The following is a 20,739-nucleotide window of genomic DNA, read 5'->3' as shown; positions in this document are numbered from 1 at the left end:
GAACATCATCATGGGAAAACCAACAGGATTTTTAGAATTTGAAAGAGCGCTTCCTCAGAAAGATGCTGTGGAAATCAGAAGACAGAATTACCAAGAATTTGTTCACGAATTCAGTGAGGATCAATTAAATAATCAAGCAGCTCGATGCATGAACTGCGGTATTCCTTTTTGCCATTCTGGCTGCCCTCTAGGAAATGTAATCCCAGAGTTCAATGACGCAGTGTATGACGGAAATTGGGAAGAAGCATATAATATATTGTCATCGACAAATAACTTCCCGGAATTTACCGGAAGGATTTGTCCAGCTCCATGCGAATCAGCATGTGTACTGGGAATCAACAAGAACCCAGTGGCTATTGAAGAGATCGAAAAACACATCATTGAGATTGCTTACAAAAAAGGCTATGTTAAGCCGAACAAAAGCTATCTTAAAACAGGGAAAAAGATTGCCGTTGTAGGATCTGGACCTTCGGGCCTGGCTGCAGCAGCGCAATTGAACAAAGCTGGCCACGATGTGGTTGTATACGAAAGAGATGATAAAATCGGAGGATTGTTAAGGTACGGTATTCCTGACTTTAAATTAGACAAATCCGTTATCGACCGAAGGGTTAAAATCATGGAACAATCGGGAGTTGTATTCAAAACCAACGCTGAAGTTGGAAACAATGTCCCAGTACATGAACTAGATCAATATGATGCAGTTGTTCTTGCAGGGGGCTCTACAATTCCTAGGAACCTCAATATTCCAGGAAGAGAACTGAAAGGAGTCCACTATGCGATGGAATTCCTAAAACAACAGAATAAAAGAGTGGGGAATTCAACGATAGAAGTTGAAGAAATCCACGCCAAAGACAAGAATGTGCTGGTAATCGGTGGTGGTGACACAGGGTCAGACTGTGTCGGCACTTCAAACAGACATGGTGCGAAGTCTGTAACTCAATTTGAGTTAATGCCTACACCTCCGACAGCACGTACAGAAGCAATGCCATGGCCCAGCTATCCAATGTTGCTAAAAACTACAACCTCACATGAGGAAGGTTGCCAAAGGCATTGGAGCATTAGCACTAAAGAGTTCTTGGGTGATGAAGCCGGTAACTTAAGAGCGGCATTAGTCGTGGATTTGGAATGGGAAGTGGATGCCTTGGGAAGACCGGTGTCTTTTAAAGAGGTAGTAGGTTCAGAACGAGAAATTCCTTGTGAGTTGGTAACCCTAGCAATGGGGTTCTTGCACCCTCAACATGAAGGGCTATTGAAACAATTAGGACTTAAATTGACTGACCGAGGAAATGTCGATGCTACAGAATCAGAATATAAAACAAACCGTGACAAAGTATTTGTAGCTGGAGATATGAGGAGAGGTCAATCCTTAGTGGTGTGGGCAATTTCGGAAGGCCGTGAATGCGCCAGAAAGGTAGATGAGTTCCTAATGGGCACTTCAGTATTGGAAAGCAAGGAAGCTGTTTACAGCTACGCAAATGTGTAATTAATTTTAGTTTATATTTTGAACAAGCTGGAAAGAGATTCTTTCCGGCTTTGTTTTTTATAGACAAAACGCAGTAGTAGGCTAAAGTTTTGATTTAACCGCAGGTCAGATAAAAAATAATACTTAAAATCCTCTATTTGGTAGCAAGAGGAGGTTTTAGAGGAAAATAGGTTTTATATAAACGACAAAAGGTTCCAATCTTTCGATTGAAACCTTCAAATAGTAGCGGGGACCAGACTCGAACTGATGACCTTCGGGTTATGAGCCCGACGAGCTACCAACTGCTCCACCCCGCAATATATTCTTAAATGTCTTTGGATTGAACCTCGCGCTCAATCCTTTTTGTTTAGTAGCGGGGACCAGACTCGAACTGATGACCTTCGGGTTATGAGCCCGACGAGCTACCAACTGCTCCACCCCGCAATATATTTTCTAGAAATCTACTTTCACATTTGTTAAAAGCAGATTATGCTATCTCCGAATTGGAGTACAAAGATATTATTTGTTTCTTTGTAAAACAAATAAAAAATTAATTAATGTCACACAAAGCAGGATTCGTAAGTATAATCGGTAAACCTAATGCAGGTAAATCGACCTTGATGAATGCCCTAGTGGGTGAAAAGATGTCAATCATAACCCCTAAGGCTCAGACAACTAGACACCGAATCATCGGAATTGTCAATGATGACGATTATCAAATCGTTTTCTCGGATACCCCAGGTGTAATAAAACCAAATTATGACCTCCAAGAATCTATGATGAACTTCGTGATGAGTTCAATCATCGATGCCGACGTTATTTTATTTGTTACAGACATCCATGAAAAATATGATGAGAACGATGTTCTTGAAAAATTACGAAATACAAACACACCTGTCGCAGTAATAATCAACAAGGTGGATAAATCTTCTGAAGAAGAGGTAAAAGCAAAAATGGAGTTCTGGCAGGAAAAAATAAAACCTGATGCCATATTCCCAATCTCAGCTTTATTAGGATATAACGTAGAGGCTGTAATGGGATACATTAAAAGCAAAATGCCTGTACATCCCCCATATTATGAAAAAGACGAGCTGACAGATAAATCAATGCGCTTCTTTGTCTCAGAGATTATCCGTGAGAAGGTATTTAAATTATATGACAAGGAAATCCCTTACAGCACCGAAGTGATTGTGACATCTTTTAAAGAAGAAGGGCATATTACACGCATTGCCGCTGAAGTTATTGTTGAAAGAGATTCACAGAAAAATATAATCATAGGCAAGGCCGGGTCAATGATCAAGAAGGTAGGAACTTATGCCCGCCAAGATATTGAGGAGTTTATTGATGGAAAGGTATTCTTGGAACTTTTTGTTAAGGTTATCCCAGATTGGAGAAGCAAAAAGAATTATCTGAAAAGTTTCGGATACGATGATTAACGAAAAAGGGTAGAAAATAAATTCTACCCTTTTTTTATGCTTTTAATTTTCTTGGACTGAAGCTTCAAGATCGCTCAATTTTTTCTTCGGTTTTCGAGATACATCATCTTGTCCCGCCAATTTATTCCAGATGTTTCGTGACTCTTTGGTCAGCAACGGAGATACAATGGAAAGTATCAATACATAAACAACAACAAATGACTGAATAACCGGCAATAATTTACCAGCTTTTCCAATATTCGCCATAATAATTGAAAACTCCCCTCTTGCAGATAAGGTAAACCCTATATCTACTGAGTTTTTTGGTTTCAATCCAGAGAATCTACTTGCAAAATATCCGGAAGCTACGTTACATACAACAGTGATCGCAGCGGCAAATGTCGCCCAACCCACTGCTCCTCCCAAAGAATACATATCGATCGAAAGACCAAAGCTGAAGAAGAACATGGCACCAAAGAAATCCTTGAAAGGCAATACCATGCCTTCAATCTTTTTGATATATCTGGAATCTGCAAACACCAAACCTGCCATTAAAGCACCAATCGCTTCAGCAACATGGATAGTCTCAGAAAACCCAGCAATAGTAAACAATAAGCTAAATATGATCAGAATAAACAATTCCGATGATTTTTCCTGAAGTAGCCTATCAATAAAAGGCACTAATTTCCTTCCCAAAATCAAAAATGAAAGAATGAACCCCAATGCAAGCAAGGAAGTTCCAGCCACAGTCCAGAATGAACTGCTACCAGTTAATATCAACCCTGACAAGAAGGAGATATGCATGGCGATAAATAGATCATCGAACATGATCATTCCCATAATAACCTCTGTTTCTCGATTTGCAGTTCTTTTTAGATCCGTCAATACTTTTGCAACAATGGCGGTTGATGAACTGGTCATAATTCCACAGAGCACCATCATTTCTTTGAAGGGCAAATTCATCATCCAACCCACCAGCAATCCAGACATGAAATTAAGAACAACATATATACTTCCACCTGCAACAATCGACTTGCCCGATTTGATGAGCCTACCTACAGAAAATTCCAACCCTAAGTAGAATAGTAGGAATAGGACCCCAAGCCGACCCATAAAGTCTATGAACGGCTTGCTTTCCGTAAAGGTCAAAAACGACCAAACGGAATTTACGGAGTTTGTTACGCCTTCATTGCCAATTTTCACCAACAAGTCGCCAACAAAGTCAGGATAAGATTCATTTCCCAACACCATACCGATCACGATAAAAAACGGAATCACCGAAAATTTTAGCCTATTGGCCAATAAGCCAACAAGTGCTACCAATAAAACTGCTATTCCAATTTCTATAATGAGGTTACTGTGCATAAAAAATTATAGTAAGATTTCTTTTAAAAGTTTGATGTTCTTTTGCTTTCCGGCGATGACAAGAGTGGTGCCGGGGGTAATAACGTAATCAGGACCCGGGTTAATAATGGTCTCTTCTTCTCGTATTGCTGCAATAATGGATGCTCCGGTACGTTGTCTTACTTCCAACTGACCGATACTTTTATTTACGCCATCATTTGAATCTCCAACTTTGTACCATTCAATGCGTAAATCATCCAAAGCCACCTCAATGGTTTCCAAAGCTTTTGGTTTATATGACAACCCTCCCAAAATCCCTGCAACTTGACGTGATTCTTCATCAGACATGGTCATTACACAATGAGTTTCGTTGTCTTCATCTTCATGACGGTACAACTCCCTACGGCCATCATCATGGATGACAACGACCATACTGTCTCCAGCATCAGTTTCAATTTGGTATTTCTTACCAATACCAATCAGGTCACTTTCTCTAACTATCGACATGATTTCCTTTTATTTAATTAAAAATTAGAAAAATTATTAGTTCCGTTATTCTCAAATATATTGAATTCAGATGTATTATTCAGCATTTATGATCTTATAACTGCCGTCTGATTTCTTTTCTGGCCTACCAACCGCTATGTTTTTGGAATGGTAAAACAAAAACACCCAACCTTCAGGAGCACCTGCCGCCCAATATTCGGCCCTTAAATCACGAGCTTTCCTGCCATCATAGTCATACTTGGCGATAAAACTCCTGAATATTTCTTCTGGCTCAGGCAATTCATCTCCCCCAAAGAAAAAATGTTCACCCTCAGTTTCAATATGAAACACTTGATGAAACTCACTGTGACCACCAGAAAGTTCATAGCGAATCTCGGGTGTTAGCTGACCATCACCATTTACAAACAGAATATTGCCACTGCGCTGCAATACATCAAACACTTCCGTGCGATAAGAAGGGTTTTCTGAACTATAGGCATCCTCCCACTCCTTTTCTTGGATAACATATTCTGCATTCGGAAATGCCAATCGTTTCACCCCATCTTTCACATCCACCATACCACTTGCATGGTCTTTGTGAAGATGTGACATCAATACATAACGAACATCATTCACCGAAAAACCTAATTTCTTAATGTTCTCATGGATGACCAACTCCCCAGCTTCATTGCGGAGGCCTAAACCAGTATCTAAAACGATAAGCCCGTCTTTGGTCTCTATTAAAAATGGATGTACATGAATAAACAAGGATCCAGGTCTATCTTTTGGATCATCTTTCTTTGGATCGAAGGGAATAAATTGCTTGCTTTTATCAACAGAATAAGAACCTTCAAACAGTGAGTGCGCTCGAGCCATTTGTATTTGTTTGTTATCTTGACAGTTATGTGTGTATATCAGGATACATCCTTGACCTCATTAGGTAAGTCGCTTGATATAATGTATCTTTACACGTTAATTAGAAGGCAAAGATATGCAAAAAAGGTGGGTGCTGAAACCTAAAAAGAACGTAGACAAAATAAACAAGCTCCAACAGGAACTGCGTGTAAACCCGATCATCATCGAACTTTTAATTAACAGAAAAATAGAAACTTACGAAGCAGCAAAAGAATTCTTTAGACCTTCCTTAGAACATCTCCATGATCCATTTCTGATGAAAGATATGGATAAAGCTATAAACCGTATTGAAAAAGCAATCGGCAATAAAGAAAAAATATTGATTTATGGTGATTATGATGTAGATGGCACTACAGCAGTATCGGTAGTTTACAGTTTTTTCAGGGATTTCAACTCCGGTTTAGAATTTTACATCCCTGATCGGTATAGCGAAGGATATGGAATTTCTAATCAAGGAATTGATTATGCCGCAGAAAATGGATTCTCATTGATAATTGCATTAGACTGCGGAATCAAAGCCACTGATAAAATTGAATATGCCAATACAAAAGGGATCGACTTTATTATTGGAGATCATCATTTACCAGGACCAGAATTGCCTAATGCAATTGCTGTCTTGGATCCAAAACGCACCGACTGTCCTTACCCTTACAAGGAATTGTCTGGTTGCGGAATTGGTTTTAAAATAATCCAAGCTTTTATCAAACAAAATCAAATGCAAATGGAACTGGCTTACCAATATTTGGATTTGGTAGCAGTAAGCATAGCATCGGATATAGTCCCTATTACGGGAGAAAACAGAACGCTAACTTATTTTGGCCTTAAAAAATTAAATAGCAATCCATGCTGGGGATTAAAAGCATTAATTAATCTATCAACCCATAAAGCAGAACAATTCACAATTAATGACATTGTTTTTCAAATTGGCCCTCGAATCAATGCTGCAGGAAGGATTAAACATGCTAAAGATGCCGTCAAACTCTTGATTTCAAAATCGCTTCCTGAAGCAACAGAATATTCAGAAAGTGTAGATGTTCAAAACAATGAGCGCAAGGATTTTGACCTCAAAATCACCCAAGAGGCATTGGAACTCTTGGACAATAATGTGCAATTGCAGAAACAAAAAACAACAGTCCTTTATAAAAAAGACTGGCATAAAGGAGTCATTGGAATCGTTGCCTCAAGACTTACCGAAAGATACTATAGACCAACCATTATCCTGACGAATACGAATGGGCATATCGCAGGTTCTGCGCGTTCAGTAGTTGGTTTTGACCTGTATGAAGCTTTGAGTGAATGCAGTGATCTGTTAGACCAATATGGCGGCCACAAATATGCAGCAGGATTAACCATGCAATTAGAGAATATTAACTTATTCCAAATGCGTTTTGAAGAGGTAGTCAGTAGAAGCATAAAACCAGAGATGTTGCAACAAGAGGTAGCTATCGAAAAAGAAATCAGATTATTAGAAATAAATTCTGATTTCTACAAATTACTACGTCAATTTCAACCTCATGGACCAGAGAATGAATCACCTACTTTCCTTGCTAAGCAAGTCACCATGGGTTATAATGCCAACGTCGTTGGAGGAACCCATCTCAAATTTTCTGTTAAACAATCTGATTCTCCCAAATTCGATTGTATCGGGTTCGGTCTAGGTGAATATTGTGAAGCTATCAATACTGGCAAACCATTCGATATTTGCTTTAGTATTGGAGAAAATACTTGGCGCGGCAAAAAGAATTTGCAATTAATTGTTAAAGCAATTCGATTTTAAAAAATATATTTGCATATAAGGGTTTTAAACACATGATTCTAAGAGCAGAACATTTAATTAAAAAATATAAACAGCGTACCGTAGTAAATGATGTATCCTTTCATGTTGAGCAAGGAGAAATTGTTGGTCTATTGGGCCCTAATGGTGCCGGAAAGACAACTTCTTTCTACATGATCGTAGGATTGATTAAACCAAACGAAGGCCACGTTTACTTAGATGATTTAGAAATTACCCAAGACCCAATGTACAAGCGTGCTCAACGCGGAATTGGGTACCTTGCCCAAGAAGCATCCGTCTTCAGAAAACTTTCTGTTGAAAATAATATCCTCGCAGTTCTAGAAATCCATTATCCCAATAAAGAAGAAAGAAAAGCGAAACTTGAAGAATTGCTTACGGAATTCAGCTTACACCGTGTTAGAAAAAATAGAGGTGATTTACTTTCCGGAGGTGAACGCCGAAGAACAGAAATCGCACGCGCACTAGCGGCAAACCCCAATTTTATTCTTCTTGATGAACCATTTGCAGGGGTAGACCCGATCGCAGTTGAGGAAATCCAGACCATCGTGGCTAAATTAAAAACCCGAAATATTGGTATTCTAATCACAGACCACAATGTGCAAGAAACATTATCAATAACGGATAGAGCATACCTCTTAACAGAAGGAAAAATAATGTTGACCGGAACACCTGAAGAAATTGCAGACAATGAACTAGCCCGCAAATTTTACCTAGGACGACATTTTGAATTAAGACGTAAAAAATTCTAAAATTAAAGATTACGCATAACCATGGCCTTATTGAACTCTCTTTTTACTTGGATAATGAAAAAGCGGATGCATCAGATTGATCTGTTCATGAAGTATCCCCATGATGTCCAAGAAGAGTGGTTTCAAAGTCTTATTTCAGCCGCTGAAGCAACTGAATGGGGCAAGAAATATGGCTATAACAGCATCTATACGCCTGAGGAATATAAAAATAGAGTCCCTATCCAGGATTACGATGATATAAAGGTATATGTTGACCGAATGATCAAAGGAGAGCAAAATATCCTTTGGCCATCAGATATCAAATGGTTTGCAAAGTCATCAGGTACAACCTCAGACCGCAGCAAGTTTATACCAGTTAGTATTGAAGCTTTGGAAGAATGTCATTATCAAGGGGGTAAAGACATGCTTTCTATTTACTGCCATAATAAACCGGAAAACAAAATTTTTATGGGCAAATCGGTGGTAATCGGAGGGTCATCCCAAATCAACAATTTTAGCCCCGATTCTTATTATGGAGATTTATCTTCCATCCTCATAAGAAACCTACCATTTTGGGCAGAATTTAAGCGAACCCCAACTTTAGAAGTAACGCTGAATCCGAATTTTGAAGAGAAAATCGAACAGATAGCTCAAATAACCATCAAAGAAAATGTTACGAGCTTGGCCGGAGTACCAACATGGAATATGGTTATGGCAAACAGAATCTTGGAAATAACTGGAAAAGAAAATCTCCTCGAAGTATGGCCTAACCTTGAGTTTTACAGCCATGGAGGCGTAAGCTTCAAACCATATAGAGATCAATTTAAAAAATTGATCCCTTCAGAAAACATGTATTACCTTGAAAACTATAATGCTTCTGAGGGATATTTCGGCTTGCAAGATCGATCTGATTCAGATGATTTGCTATTGATGTTGGATTATGGTATTTATTACGAATTTCTCCCAATGGAAAACATCAACGACGAATGGCCGAAAACGCTTTGTCTGCATGAAGTTGAACTTGGAAAAAATTATGCTTTGATTATTTCAACAAATGCTGGTTTGTGGCGATATAAAATTGGTGATACCATCAAGTTCACCTCACTATCTCCATACCGATTCCAAATCTCTGGTAGAACAAAACAATATATCAATACGTTCGGGGAGGAAATTATAGTAGATAATGCTGAACATGCATTACAAGTAGCATGCAAAGCAACTGATGCAAACATCCAAGACTATACGGCAGGCCCTGTTTATTTTAATGACAAAACCGCTGGGGCACACGAATGGATTATTGAATTTGAAAAGGAGCCAAATGACTTAGTAAGATTCAGTGAAATATTGGATGCGACATTAAGGGAAATAAATTCTGATTATGACGCGAAGCGCTATAAAGACATGGCACTTTCATTCCCGATAATTCACAATGTCCCGAAAGGAACATTTTATGCTTGGATGAAAAGCCGAGGCAAGTTGGGTGGACAGAATAAAGTTCCTCGCTTAGCTAACAGCAGGGAATATTTAGATCCACTTTTAAAGTTAATTCAAAGCCTTTAAAACTATTCTTAAACCGAGTAGGTTCAAGTACTAATAAAAACACCTTCACAGGTAAACAATCTATTAGGGGCGAATTGCAGTTTTATATAGATAGACAAAAAAGCCAAGGATAAATTTCCATCCACCTACTGTAGGTGTGGCTTGAGCATTTAAATCAGTCGATTCTCTTTCCATTTTGGATTTGTTAGTTAAAACCTTTAATTATATGCCTTCAATACTTTTACAAATTGTCTCTAAATACTAGCTATCAAATTTCCCGGCTACCGTCCTGCACTTTACTATTGATAATGGTTAGAAATCTTTCAATATGTTGTCAAAAGCATATGCCTTATTCCAAATACTGTACCGATAATCAAATTGTAGTTTAAACTCGCAATCTATCTTTAATTTCCAAAATCGAGTATAGCAAAGTATACACATCATTGCATAGGAAAACAGACAGAACATTTTTAAAACGACAAATCACCTCAGCTTTTATTTTTTTTCCCTAAATTGCACAGCAATAAACATTCTTTTTGACATGAGTGCCATAGAAAATATCACTATTCAAGTAGAGCCTACGCAACAATCTAGAATTTCGCAAGTAGACTTTGACAACTTAAAATTTGGTCAAATTATGTCTGACCATATGTTGGTCGCAAATTATGACAACGGACAATGGGAAGAAGTAAAGATTGTTCCTTACGGAAATCTCAGCGTGAGCCCATCCATGTCTGCACTGCATTATGGACAAGCAATCTTTGAAGGTATTAAAGGATATAAATTTGAAGACGGTACGGTTAGTATTTTCCGCCCCGACAAAAACTGGGAAAGATTCAATAAATCAGCAGCTCGTTTAGAGATGCCTGAGGTTCCTGAAGAAATCTTTATGGACGGATTGAAAAAACTATTGGATGTAGACCGAAACTGGATCCCTTCAAAACAAGGAACAGCATTGTATATCAGACCCTTCATGTTTGGTACTGAGGCAGCGTTGGGTGTACACCCTTCAAAATCTTACCAATTCATAATCATCACTTGCCCAGTAGGTGCGTATTATAGCAAACCAATCAGCTTAAAAGTGGAAACGCACTACACACGTGCTGCAGAAGGTGGAGTAGGATTTTCAAAAAATGCAGGAAACTATGCATTATCATTACACCCTACACAATTGGCAAATAATGAAGGCTATGACCAAATTATGTGGACAGATGCTCTAGAACACAAATACATCGAAGAAGCTGGTACAGCAAACTTAATATTCAGAATCGGAGATACCATAATCACCCCACATGGCGATACCATCCTACATGGTGTTACCAGAAGAACGATCATGGAACTTGCCGAAAAATGGGGCTACAAAGCTGAACAAAGAAAAGTATCTGTCAAAGAACTTATCGATGGTATCAAAGCTGGTGAAGTATCAGAAGCATTTGCCGCAGGAACAGCCGCAACAATAACACATATCGACAGAATCGGATTCGAAGGACAAGACTATACTCTACCTCCAGTAGAAGGACGCGAATTCTCAAACAAGGTTTTAGCGTACTTAAATGATTTAAGATACGGTAAAATCGAAGATCCATTTGGTTGGAACTTTATTGTAAAATAAAATATCATACTATGAAAAAGGCCACCAATAATGGTGGCCTTTCTATTTTAAATCCTACTTACCGGTTTCCCAACCTGGATTTTGTTCTAGATTTTTATTCAATACCAAATCTTCAATTGGAATCGGAAAGAAATACATTCTTTCGTTGAATGCACGTCCATTTGGAAGAGTTTGGGCATAAGGAAGAATTAAGCCTTCTTTGTTTAAGATAATATCTGTCCCTACTTTAATTGACGGGTAATCACTTTGATTAAATTTCATGCCTTCTACTGGCATCGATAGTAACTTCAAAGCTTTCCAACGAATAAGATCGTCCCAACGAGCATTTTCAAAAGCCAATTCAATCCTTCTTTCTCTTCTGATTTCTCTCAATATTGGGTTTACAGAATATCCAACATACGTATTATAAATCTGATCTAATCTTGGATCACTTGGTTCTTGTCCTATAATAAGGTTTGGCATTCCAACCCGTGCCCTCAGCATATTAATGGTTTGATCAATAACTGCTTGAGGCAGTTGTCCTAGTTCTGCCTTAGCTTCAGCGTAATTCAGCAGAATCTCAGCATATCTCATAATTGGAGCCGCTTGTAGCCCATTCGCTGTTCTTGCCCAATCATCTGGGTCGTTTATGAACCACTTTGCCCATCTATACCCTGTAACTGCCAAATTACCATTGGCTGTATTTGATCCTTTGATCCCTGGTAGTGGATTGGCGGTAGTACCTGTCATTCCGATTCCAGTCCTCAAAGTATATTCACCAGGTAAACAAATCGTTTGTCTTAACCTCGGATCTCTGTTTTCAAATTCAAGTACTAAGGAGTTTTTACCCTTGTACAATGGGCTCGTACTGATTGATTGACCGTCCACACACAGGTAATCATCTACCAAACTTCTTGTAGCACTAGATCCACCATTTCTGTTGTTTTGCGTAAAATATCTACTGAATGCAGACCCCAAGGTAAGCGATGCATTATAACCTCTCCAATAAATAATTTCCTTATTTCCTGCATATGACAGCTTCGCAAACATCTCATTGTACACCTTATTTTTATCGCCTGATACAATCGAATACTTATTAGAATTAATCAATTTTTCAGAGGCTTCAACAGATAATTTCAAATATTTATCAGCATTGTTTTTCTTGTGATATTTCCTGAAAGTACCTTCAAAAAGTCCAATCCTAGATTTTAGGAAATATGCCATGTCTTTGTTGACCCTTCCAGAATTATTTGAGTTATCTGGCAATAGGTCAATAGCTTTATCCAACACCATGAGCACAGAATCCATAACCTCTTCTCTAGGATTTCTCTTGGCAAAAAGCTCTTCAGAGTCTGTCTGCAAATCCTTGGTTAACCAAGGAACATCACCAAAAAGTTTTACCTTTTCAAAATATTCCAATGCCTTGAAAAAATTAATCTCTCCGAGATACACCGCATACTCATCTTCGGATAAGCTGGTTTTCTTATAATGATTCAGAAAGTAATTTATTTGTCTTAGGTTCTCCCAATTCCATCCCCCTTCATTGGACTTTACAGTCAAATAAGCGATATAGTCATTATTTGTGACCTTCGAATAATTGCTGGTAACAGCATTATCCGTAATGATATCTCCATACACTAATGTTGCTTCATTGATCCCTTTTGGATCGACGTTATTAGCTTGAAAACCAGTTCCAAATCCCGCCAAATATTCAGGATACAACGTGTTTACATAGAGTTCAAAGTCTTTTTTAGAATTCCAAAAATTGTTCTCTGGTCTGTCAGCCTCAGGAGAACGCTCTAAATAGTCATCATTACATCCTGCCAACAATACCACAGACAGAATGCTTGTTATCAATAATTTATATGATTTCATAATATTTTTCATGATTAAAAGGTTGCTTGAATACCAAAAGCATAAGATTTCATAATAGGATAGTTCAAACTCAACAATTCAGGGTCAAATTGTTTCGGAACTTTCTTAAATTCTAATAAATTGAATGCAGAAACATTCACTTTGATGCGTTTGAATTTAACTGCCTCTGCCCATTGTGTAGGAACTGTATACCCTAATGAGATATTCTTTATTCTTAAATAAGCACCATTCTGAAGAAATCTCGTTTGAACGTGTTTGTTTTTTTCTGCTGGATAGTATCCCGGAAATTTAGCACCCGTATTCTCTGGTGTCCAAGAATCATTATAAATATTGTAAGTTCCGATTGCGCCAGCTCCCCAATATAGATTGTTGTTAATCCAAACATCCCTTTTTCCAACACCCTGTAAGAAAATATTGAAATCAAAATCTTTATATCTCAAGTTTCCATTTAAACCATAAGAGTATCTAGGAGTACTATTTCCAATAATATGACGGTCACCGGGATTGTCCAAAGTGTTGGTTCCATTTGTAATAACTCCGTCTCCATTTAGATCAGTATATCTTACATCACCAGGAAACCATAATTTATCCAGGTTCTTTTGAGTTTCTGCTGGATTTACAGCGTCAATTTCAGCTTGGTTCTGAAATAAACCATAAGTTTCATAACCCCAAATATCTCCGATATTAAACCCAGAATATAATTTGTTCAACAAGTAACTGTCATTTCCTTGGTACGTTATCACTTTGGATTTATAATCTCCTAAAGTCAAAGCCACATCATATCCTAAGCCCCCTGCGGTCTCATTTTTATATTTAGCAATCAGTTCCCATCCTTGAGATTGGATTTCACCAGAATTACTGACAGGTGCCTCAGCACCAATTATTGCAGGGTAACTAGCACCATCCGTTAAGATATCAACAGTATTTCTTCGGAACCAATCAAAATTTATCTCAAAATTCTGGAATAAATTGATGTCAGCACCAATGTTCAAGGTAGTCGCAGTTTCCCATGTATAATTTGCATCTACTAATTCGGGAACCGAGATGAAACTTGGTCTAACTCCGTCAAATTCATAAGGCAGGTCTTGTTCTTGTATTAAAATTGGGATGTAATCATAATACCCTACATCTTGGTTACCAATACTACCATATGAGCCTCTAAGTTTTAGGAATGAAACAACACTGTCCCAGTCTTTGGCAAATTCTTCCTCCGAAACAACCCATCCCGCAGAAAAGGAAGGGAAGAATTTAAATCTACCCGATTTTTCAAATCGTGAAGATCCATCGTATCTTCCATTCGATTGTAATAAATACTTGCCTTTATAATCATAAGATAGACGATAAAATATACCCCGTACTGCCCAATCCAAAAAGTCGTCGTCACCCGTCAAACGTCCACTTGCGCCTTTGATAAAATCTACTCCCTCAGCTATATCTGTTTTCTGAGCCCACAATGAATTATAATTATACCATTCTTGGTTGTATCCCAAAACTCCAGAAATATTGTGCCCTGATTCGAAAGATTTAGAATAATCTGTATAGATGTTAATGGTATACTGATTTGATCTGGATCTGAAATCATAAATCCTTGAAGGTGAGGTGTGCGAATTTGCAGGCTTCCATCCTCCTGGCTCTATTCTATTCAAAGTTGGAATGATACTTTTATTTTGGTTGTTAACAGTTTTATAGGCTAAATCTGCTTTGATGTTCCATCCTGGCAAAGGTGTAATAGTTGGGTTTACCATAATGGTCATGTTTTCATTATTGTTCAGGTTGGATGAACCATAATCCATGAAGGACAATATATTATCCGTATACATTCTACCTACCGGTGAGTCTTCAGGGGTAAATAGTGGCATGTTCACATTTCTTCCTGGCTCTTGAGCTAGCGCTAACCACCATCCACCTTTTCCACTTGGATTGTATGGCTCCTTTTATCTCTTGTAGGAATAATTGTTCCTAGTGTCAATCTTAAACCAATCGTTTATCTTGACACCGATATTCGCAACCATATTGTAGCGATGTAGTTTATCAGTATTAAGTTTATAGATACCATTTTGCTTTTGATAGCCTAATGAGGTATAATAAGTCACCTTGTCATTACCTCCTGAGAACGAAAGATTATGTTTCTGTAATGGAGATGATGTAGCTAAGGCGTCCTCATAAGGGTTTTGATTGGCAATCCAAACCGGGTTGCCTTTGGAATCTAAATAATATGGACTTGTCGTTGAAGGATTATCCATATATTCTTTAATCTTCTGTAACTTCAATTCTTCATTAGGTCCAGCTGTTCTGCCTCCTTGCAAGGTAAAACCTTTGATATAGGCATCCTGCAAATCATAAGCATTCATGACATCCGGAATAGCTGATGCCATGCTCCATTGAAATGAATTAGAGTAATCAACATTTGACCGTCCACTTTTTCCGCTTTTGGTCGTTATCAACACAACCCCAAAGGCAGCCCTCGAACCATAAATAGCACTAGCTGACGCATCTTTTAAGGTCGTAACGGATTCAATATCCTCTGGATTAAGGTTGTTGAAGTCCATTTGGATTCCATCTACTAAAATTAATGGTGAGCCATTGCTGGAGACATAACGTTTTTCATCATCGTTATATTCCAAGGAAGTAGTACCACGAACATTTAAATTAGTTGACGCATTGGGTGACCCATTGTTTACAGAAACATTTAAGTTCGGAATCAATCCTTTCAATGCTTGACCTAAGTTCGCGACTGGTCGGTTATTAATTTGATCAGCATTGACTTGTGTTATGGCGCCAGTAAGATCTTTTTTCTTTTGTGTACCGAAACCCACTACCACCACCTCTTCCAAAACATCCTCTGAAGGCATTAATGTCACATTGGAGGCAGCATTGGCAGGAATCTCTCGGGTTTGAAATCCTTGATAACTGAACACCAAAATATCGCTGTTCGAATTTACCTCCACGCTGAATGCTCCATCCTCATCTGTGCTAGTGGAAGTAGTAGTACCCTTAACTGAAACTGTCACACCCGCCATCGGCAATCCTTTATCGTCCTTTACGATACCATTCAGCGTTTGTTGGTCTTCAACATTTAAAACAGCAAGGTAATGGGTTGATAAAATATTCTTCGCATCTAGATTTCCATGGCATAAAAAAAGACCGGAGGAAAACAATACAACCTTCCAATTAAACCAATTAGATTTAATCGGTGAATTTGACCTTAAATAGTTCATTATTTGGTTTTTATATTAGATTATTAAAAATAATAGAGTTGAATAAGCTAGATTTATAAAGTGTTCAAATAACCTTATAAATTCAATCTATACCAATATTTCTCTCAACGAAATCGATTGCACAATTCAAGAAAACGTTTTCGTAAATAAACTTCAGACAGTTAAATTTTATATTCCGCTGATGATTTTATGGAATTTTATTTACTATCGGTTCAATTTAGTAGCATACCTCCACTGACTCGATTCAATATCATCCTTATCAAATACGGCAAAAGAGAAAAAAAAAGGAGATCTCACGACCTCCTTTCAACAAAACTTAACAAACTCTATTTATTACATTTTTGCATCCATCAGCTTCTCAGAAGACTTTGAGGGCTGACCTAATTCCATTTTAATGACAAAAGCACGGTTGGATTGAAAATCATTAGGAATAATCACATCGTAATAAGTGTTTTTATCCAAATCCAAACCAATATCTGATTGCGAAACCTTCAATTCTTGCCCGTTTGCCAATAAAACTGCCTTTATTGGAACCTCTGTAGATTTCTTAGGTACTGCAATTCGTGCAATATTATGTACTGGTCTATTGAATACCGTTAGGTATAGATTTTTATCTTTTTGAGTATAATATCCTAGCTTGGTTTTAGGAAGGTCAACATGTCTGACGCCATATACTGCCTCAGCATTCACTTTCATCCAATCGCCTAATTCTTTAGCGATTATATCTTCTTCCGGATGCATTAATCCGTTGCCATCAGGACCAAAGTTTAAAACAAAATTCCCATTCATGGAGACCGTTTGCATGAGCATATCCAAGAGGTCATCGGTGGTTTTGGTATAGAGTCCAGACCAATCCTTCATATATCCCCATCCGTTTGGTGGAATAGTCATAACTGCATCCCAATCATTCCCATCTAACCATTCATATTCTTGAGGAAGTTTTCTCTCCCACCCTTGTTCATAGTCTCCCAAGATCTCACCGTTGCTATCAAAATGTCGTTTGCCGAATTCATCATTCCTAAATCGAGAACCAATAATCAAACCTGGATGTTTTGCACGCAACTCCTTCTCCAAATTATAGGTAAAATCATATGCCTTCACCCAAGACTGATCCCATGTTCCATCAAACCAAAAACCTTTGATTTCAGGATACAGGTCAAGCAGCTCCATCAATTGATTTTTTGTATACTGTAAAAACTTATTGTATTTTTTCTTTTCCTCCTCGGTTTGTGGTTCTTTCGTCAGATAATCAGGATTATTCCACTCCAAAACAGAAAAATATAAATACACATCGATTCCTTGTGCAGTATAGGCATCAACCACTTCTTTTACAATATCTTTTTTATAGGGAGATTTAGTGATATTGTAGTCCGAATATTTTGTTGGCCACAATGCGAAACCGTCATGATGTTTAGTGGTAAAGATCATATATTTGGCTCCCATGTCTTTGGCTTGTTTAGCCCAGGCATTGGCATCAAAATCTTTTGGATCAAATTTCTTATATAGGTTGTCATATGTCTTCTTCCAATCCTTTGGCGCTGTTTCACCGCTCCATGTACGAATCCATTCTGAAGCAGCAGCACCTTTTCTTGCACTAACGCCCTCCCATTCATTTCCAGGTATAGCATACAGTCCCCAATGAATAAACTGACCAAGACCATAATCCCTGAATTTTTCCATAGCTGGGTCTGTTCGGTGCTTTGGTGTCAGCGTTCCATACTTTACTTCTTTTCTTTCTGTCGGTTTTATTTTAGGACCTGTCCATTGTGCATTTGCTAATTGACATGATAGCACCGTAAGAGCAGAAAGCACGGAGTATTTAAATATCTTTTTCATTATAAATTCTCTATTGTAGTGTCCAAATCATATCATCAGTAAGCTCAGTATTTCCATTTTTACCTGAAGCTTGGATTTTATTTTCTCCTTTTTGAAGTTGTACATTATCAATCACCCAATGCTTCGAATTAACACCTTGTTTGGCACTATAAGCTTTTCCATTTACCGTTACCTTAACATTGGGAAGATTTGAAAAAAGTTGAATTTTTGCCACGTTATTAGATCGTAGGCTATCCCTTCTATTTGCCAAATAAATCATGGGTTCTGGATTCCAGTTTGCTTTGTACCAATAAAAAGAATCTTTTTTCCGCTTGCGGTCAAAGGTGATCAACCCTTTTAGATTTCTGGCGTTCACACCACCCCGATTCCAGGCTGGAACTGCAAATTCAAAAGCATTCCATAAATAAGAGGCCAAAATAATAGGATTCTTTTCGATCGCTGCCCATTGCTGAATATGGGTTTCAGTCTGATAATTTTCAGGAAATGCCTTTCCGGAAATAACATCAGTTGGAGGTTCCACCGTTTCTTTACTGATATCTATATTTCCATCAGCACCATATTCTGACAACATGATTTTGTAATCAGGAAAATCCTGTTGTACTTTCTGAGCCCAAGGACCTAAATCTTCGATTTTTCCACCATACCAGCCAAAATAATGGTTGATTCCTTGAACATCAGTGCTTAAATTTTCCTGCCTGTCAATAACATTATAACCGGTCACAGCAACAGTATATCGATCTGGGTCTAACGTTTTTGCAATGTCATTCAACTCTCTAGATAATACAGGAACTTGTTCATCAGCAGTCTTTGAATAAACTTCATTGTGAACACCCCAAATATAAATTGAAGGGTGGTTGAAATTCTGTTTTACCAATTCTGACATCTGCTGTTTAGCATTATCATTTTCATAGTAAGACACACGGTTTACAAATGGAATTTCAGCCCATGTCAAAAACCCTATGGAATCAGCTAAAGAATAAACTTCAGGAGATTGCTGATAATGTGCCAGACGAATTGTGGTAGCTCCCATTTCTTTAATCAACATGAAATCTTCCTTATGCTGCTCAAAGCTCAGTGCAGAGCCAAAACCTTCACGATCCTGATGTCTCGTCACGCCATACATTGGATATTTTTTGCCATTTAAAAAAACGCCATTGCCTGCAATTAATTCAACATGCCTTACACCCAAAGGTTGTTTTACAACATCAAGCTCCTTACCATTGGAAACTAACTTCGCTGTTAAAGAATATAAATATGGATCCTTAATCCCATCCCACAAATGCGGCGATTTCATGTTTATAATTTCATTTACATAAGTTACACCTTGTGGAGAAACTGAGATAGCCTGTTTTTCAGTTAATATGGTTTTACCAGCCATATCTTTAATCTCAATGACAAGGTCTGCGTTTTGGGTGTGCTTTTCCTTGGTTTCTATTTTAGCTTCTACATGGATTTCAGCAGACTTACCGGATACATTTTTTTGTTTAATGAAAATACCCGGAGCCGCCTGGTCTGTGACAACAAAATTTGTCTTATTAGTCGTTATGATATGTACAGGTCTATAAATTCCTCCGTATACTGGAAACAAAAAATGATTGATAGGAATAATGTCTTTCCTCGACTTATTATCTGCAACAACCGTAATCGTATTCTCCTTCTCATAATCTATTGAATTCGTAATTTCAAAAGCAAACATAGAATAACCACCCTTATGCTCACCAATATAATTACCATTAACAAAAAGCTGAGCTACAGCCCCAACTCCTTCAAACTTCAGAAATGTTCTCCTGTTTTTATCCTCTGGAGATGCAGTATATGATTTTTGATAAACAGCCTTGCCTTCAAAAAAATTACGGTCAAGCTGCATATCGGTTTTGTTATAAGTATGTGGAAGTTGAATGTCTTCCCAGACTTCAAGCTTCGTCCATTGGCCCTGATTATCAAAATATTTTTGGCCATTTTCGAAATCAGTGAAAAATGTGGAATTGTTTGCTTTGTAAAATTTCCAACCCTCATTAAACGATTTCTGAATCCTCGACTGCCCAAGTGAAACTTGACTAATCAAAAGACCAATTGAAATGTATAAACTTTGTTTAAATAAGAATTTGTTCATGTGATAGGTATATAATAAATCCGAAGATAAGTAAAAGCATTTGGTCAAAATTCTAACAAACGATTGCGTAACTAACGAAATGGTTTTCGTAACAAATAATTACCCGAAAACAGGTATTTATACCCAGTAGCGTCCTAAACGAGGGAAAAAATGGCGGTGGATTTATACAGCAGGGAATGCTATATTTAATTCGCCAAAATTGATCCATCGCCATGGTAAATATAAACGTATTCTCTCAGATTTTGGGACTCGTAGATCGGAACATTTTCAAAAAATTGGTTCACGAACATCAATCTGACAAACATCACAAGGGCATCAACAGTTGGACGCATTTTGTGAGCATGCTATTCTGCCATCTCTCTTCGGCAGATTCGGTTCGTGACATTTCTAATGGACTCCGCAGCACTACTGGCAACATGAAC

The 20,739-nt window shown here is 37.9% G+C and carries 13 protein-coding genes, 2 tRNA genes and 1 pseudogene; 7 read left to right on the top strand and 9 right to left on the bottom strand.

The window, feature by feature from the left end; translation table 11 throughout:
• The first annotated feature begins 10 nt into the window (after positions 1–10).
• Positions 11–1,483 (top strand): glutamate synthase subunit beta, encoded by a 1,473-nt coding sequence (locus CRT24_RS12095; RefSeq protein WP_099371503.1) that lies wholly within the window; start codon positions 11–13, stop codon positions 1,481–1,483.
• A 223-nt stretch (positions 1,484–1,706) separates the two neighbouring features.
• Here CRT24_RS12095 and CRT24_RS12090 read toward each other — a convergent pair.
• Positions 1,707–1,779 (bottom strand) — tRNA-Met (locus CRT24_RS12090).
• 54 nt (positions 1,780–1,833) lie between these two features.
• Positions 1,834–1,906, bottom strand: a tRNA-Met gene (locus tag CRT24_RS12085).
• Positions 1,907–2,019: 113 nt separating this feature from the next.
• Here CRT24_RS12085 and era point away from each other — a divergent pair.
• A complete protein-coding gene (gene era, locus CRT24_RS12080; protein ID WP_099371502.1) occupies positions 2,020–2,898 on the top strand; it encodes a GTPase Era in 879 nt (292 codons plus the stop codon).
• Between the two features lie 42 nt (positions 2,899–2,940).
• Here era and CRT24_RS12075 read toward each other — a convergent pair whose 3' ends face one another.
• The 3 genes from CRT24_RS12075 to CRT24_RS12065 form a co-directional block, all read right to left on the bottom strand.
• The gene (locus CRT24_RS12075; protein WP_099371501.1) at positions 2,941–4,242 is read right to left on the bottom strand and encodes a cation:proton antiporter; all 1,302 of its coding nucleotides are present in this window, start codon (positions 4,240–4,242) and stop codon (positions 2,941–2,943) included.
• Between the two features lie 6 nt (positions 4,243–4,248).
• The gene (locus CRT24_RS12070; protein ID WP_099371500.1) at positions 4,249–4,728 is read right to left on the bottom strand and encodes a cation:proton antiporter regulatory subunit; all 480 of its coding nucleotides are present in this window, start codon (positions 4,726–4,728) and stop codon (positions 4,249–4,251) included.
• Positions 4,729–4,803: 75 nt separating this feature from the next.
• Positions 4,804–5,583: an MBL fold metallo-hydrolase gene (locus tag CRT24_RS12065; protein WP_099371499.1), complete on the bottom strand. Its 780-nt coding sequence runs from the start codon at positions 5,581–5,583 to the stop codon at positions 4,804–4,806.
• A gap of 115 nt (positions 5,584–5,698) precedes the next feature.
• Here CRT24_RS12065 and recJ point away from each other — a divergent pair, with 115 nt between their 5' ends.
• From recJ to CRT24_RS12045, 4 genes are all read left to right on the top strand, one after another.
• Positions 5,699–7,399: a single-stranded-DNA-specific exonuclease RecJ gene (gene recJ / locus CRT24_RS12060; RefSeq protein ID WP_099371498.1), complete on the top strand. Its 1,701-nt coding sequence runs from the start codon at positions 5,699–5,701 to the stop codon at positions 7,397–7,399.
• Between the two features lie 32 nt (positions 7,400–7,431).
• Complete coding sequence (gene lptB / locus CRT24_RS12055; protein WP_099371497.1) at positions 7,432–8,166, top strand: LPS export ABC transporter ATP-binding protein; 735 nt, start codon at positions 7,432–7,434, stop codon at positions 8,164–8,166.
• A 21-nt stretch (positions 8,167–8,187) separates the two neighbouring features.
• Complete coding sequence (locus tag CRT24_RS12050; protein ID WP_099371496.1) at positions 8,188–9,705, top strand: GH3 auxin-responsive promoter family protein; 1,518 nt, start codon at positions 8,188–8,190, stop codon at positions 9,703–9,705.
• Positions 9,706–10,225: 520 nt separating this feature from the next.
• Positions 10,226–11,296: a branched-chain amino acid aminotransferase gene (locus CRT24_RS12045; RefSeq protein WP_099371495.1), complete on the top strand. Its 1,071-nt coding sequence runs from the start codon at positions 10,226–10,228 to the stop codon at positions 11,294–11,296.
• 54 nt (positions 11,297–11,350) lie between these two features.
• Here CRT24_RS12045 and CRT24_RS12040 read toward each other — a convergent pair whose 3' ends face one another.
• From CRT24_RS12040 to CRT24_RS12020, 4 genes and pseudogenes are all read right to left on the bottom strand, one after another.
• The gene (locus CRT24_RS12040; RefSeq protein ID WP_099371509.1) at positions 11,351–13,150 is read right to left on the bottom strand and encodes a RagB/SusD family nutrient uptake outer membrane protein; all 1,800 of its coding nucleotides are present in this window, start codon (positions 13,148–13,150) and stop codon (positions 11,351–11,353) included.
• A gap of 14 nt (positions 13,151–13,164) precedes the next feature.
• Positions 13,165–16,368 (bottom strand): annotated as a pseudogene (locus tag CRT24_RS21255) (SusC/RagA family TonB-linked outer membrane protein).
• A gap of 333 nt (positions 16,369–16,701) precedes the next feature.
• The gene (locus CRT24_RS12025; protein WP_099371492.1) at positions 16,702–18,204 is read right to left on the bottom strand and encodes an alpha-L-fucosidase; all 1,503 of its coding nucleotides are present in this window, start codon (positions 18,202–18,204) and stop codon (positions 16,702–16,704) included.
• Between the two features lie 10 nt (positions 18,205–18,214).
• Entirely contained in the window at positions 18,215–20,317 is a 2,103-nt protein-coding gene (locus CRT24_RS12020) for a glycoside hydrolase family 2 protein (protein WP_099371491.1), read from the bottom strand.
• A 212-nt stretch (positions 20,318–20,529) separates the two neighbouring features.
• Here CRT24_RS12020 and CRT24_RS12015 point away from each other — a divergent pair.
• A partial coding sequence (locus CRT24_RS12015) for a DUF4372 domain-containing protein (RefSeq protein ID WP_144034517.1) occupies positions 20,530–20,739 on the top strand: 210 nt, incomplete at its 3' end.

The organism is Sphingobacterium sp. 1.A.5, assembly GCF_002734235.1.
In the GTDB taxonomy this organism is placed as follows: domain Bacteria; phylum Bacteroidota; class Bacteroidia; order Sphingobacteriales; family Sphingobacteriaceae; genus Sphingobacterium; species Sphingobacterium daejeonense.
The sequence above is the reverse complement of the archived record's forward strand: the minus strand, read 5'-3'. Positions and strand labels throughout refer to the sequence as shown.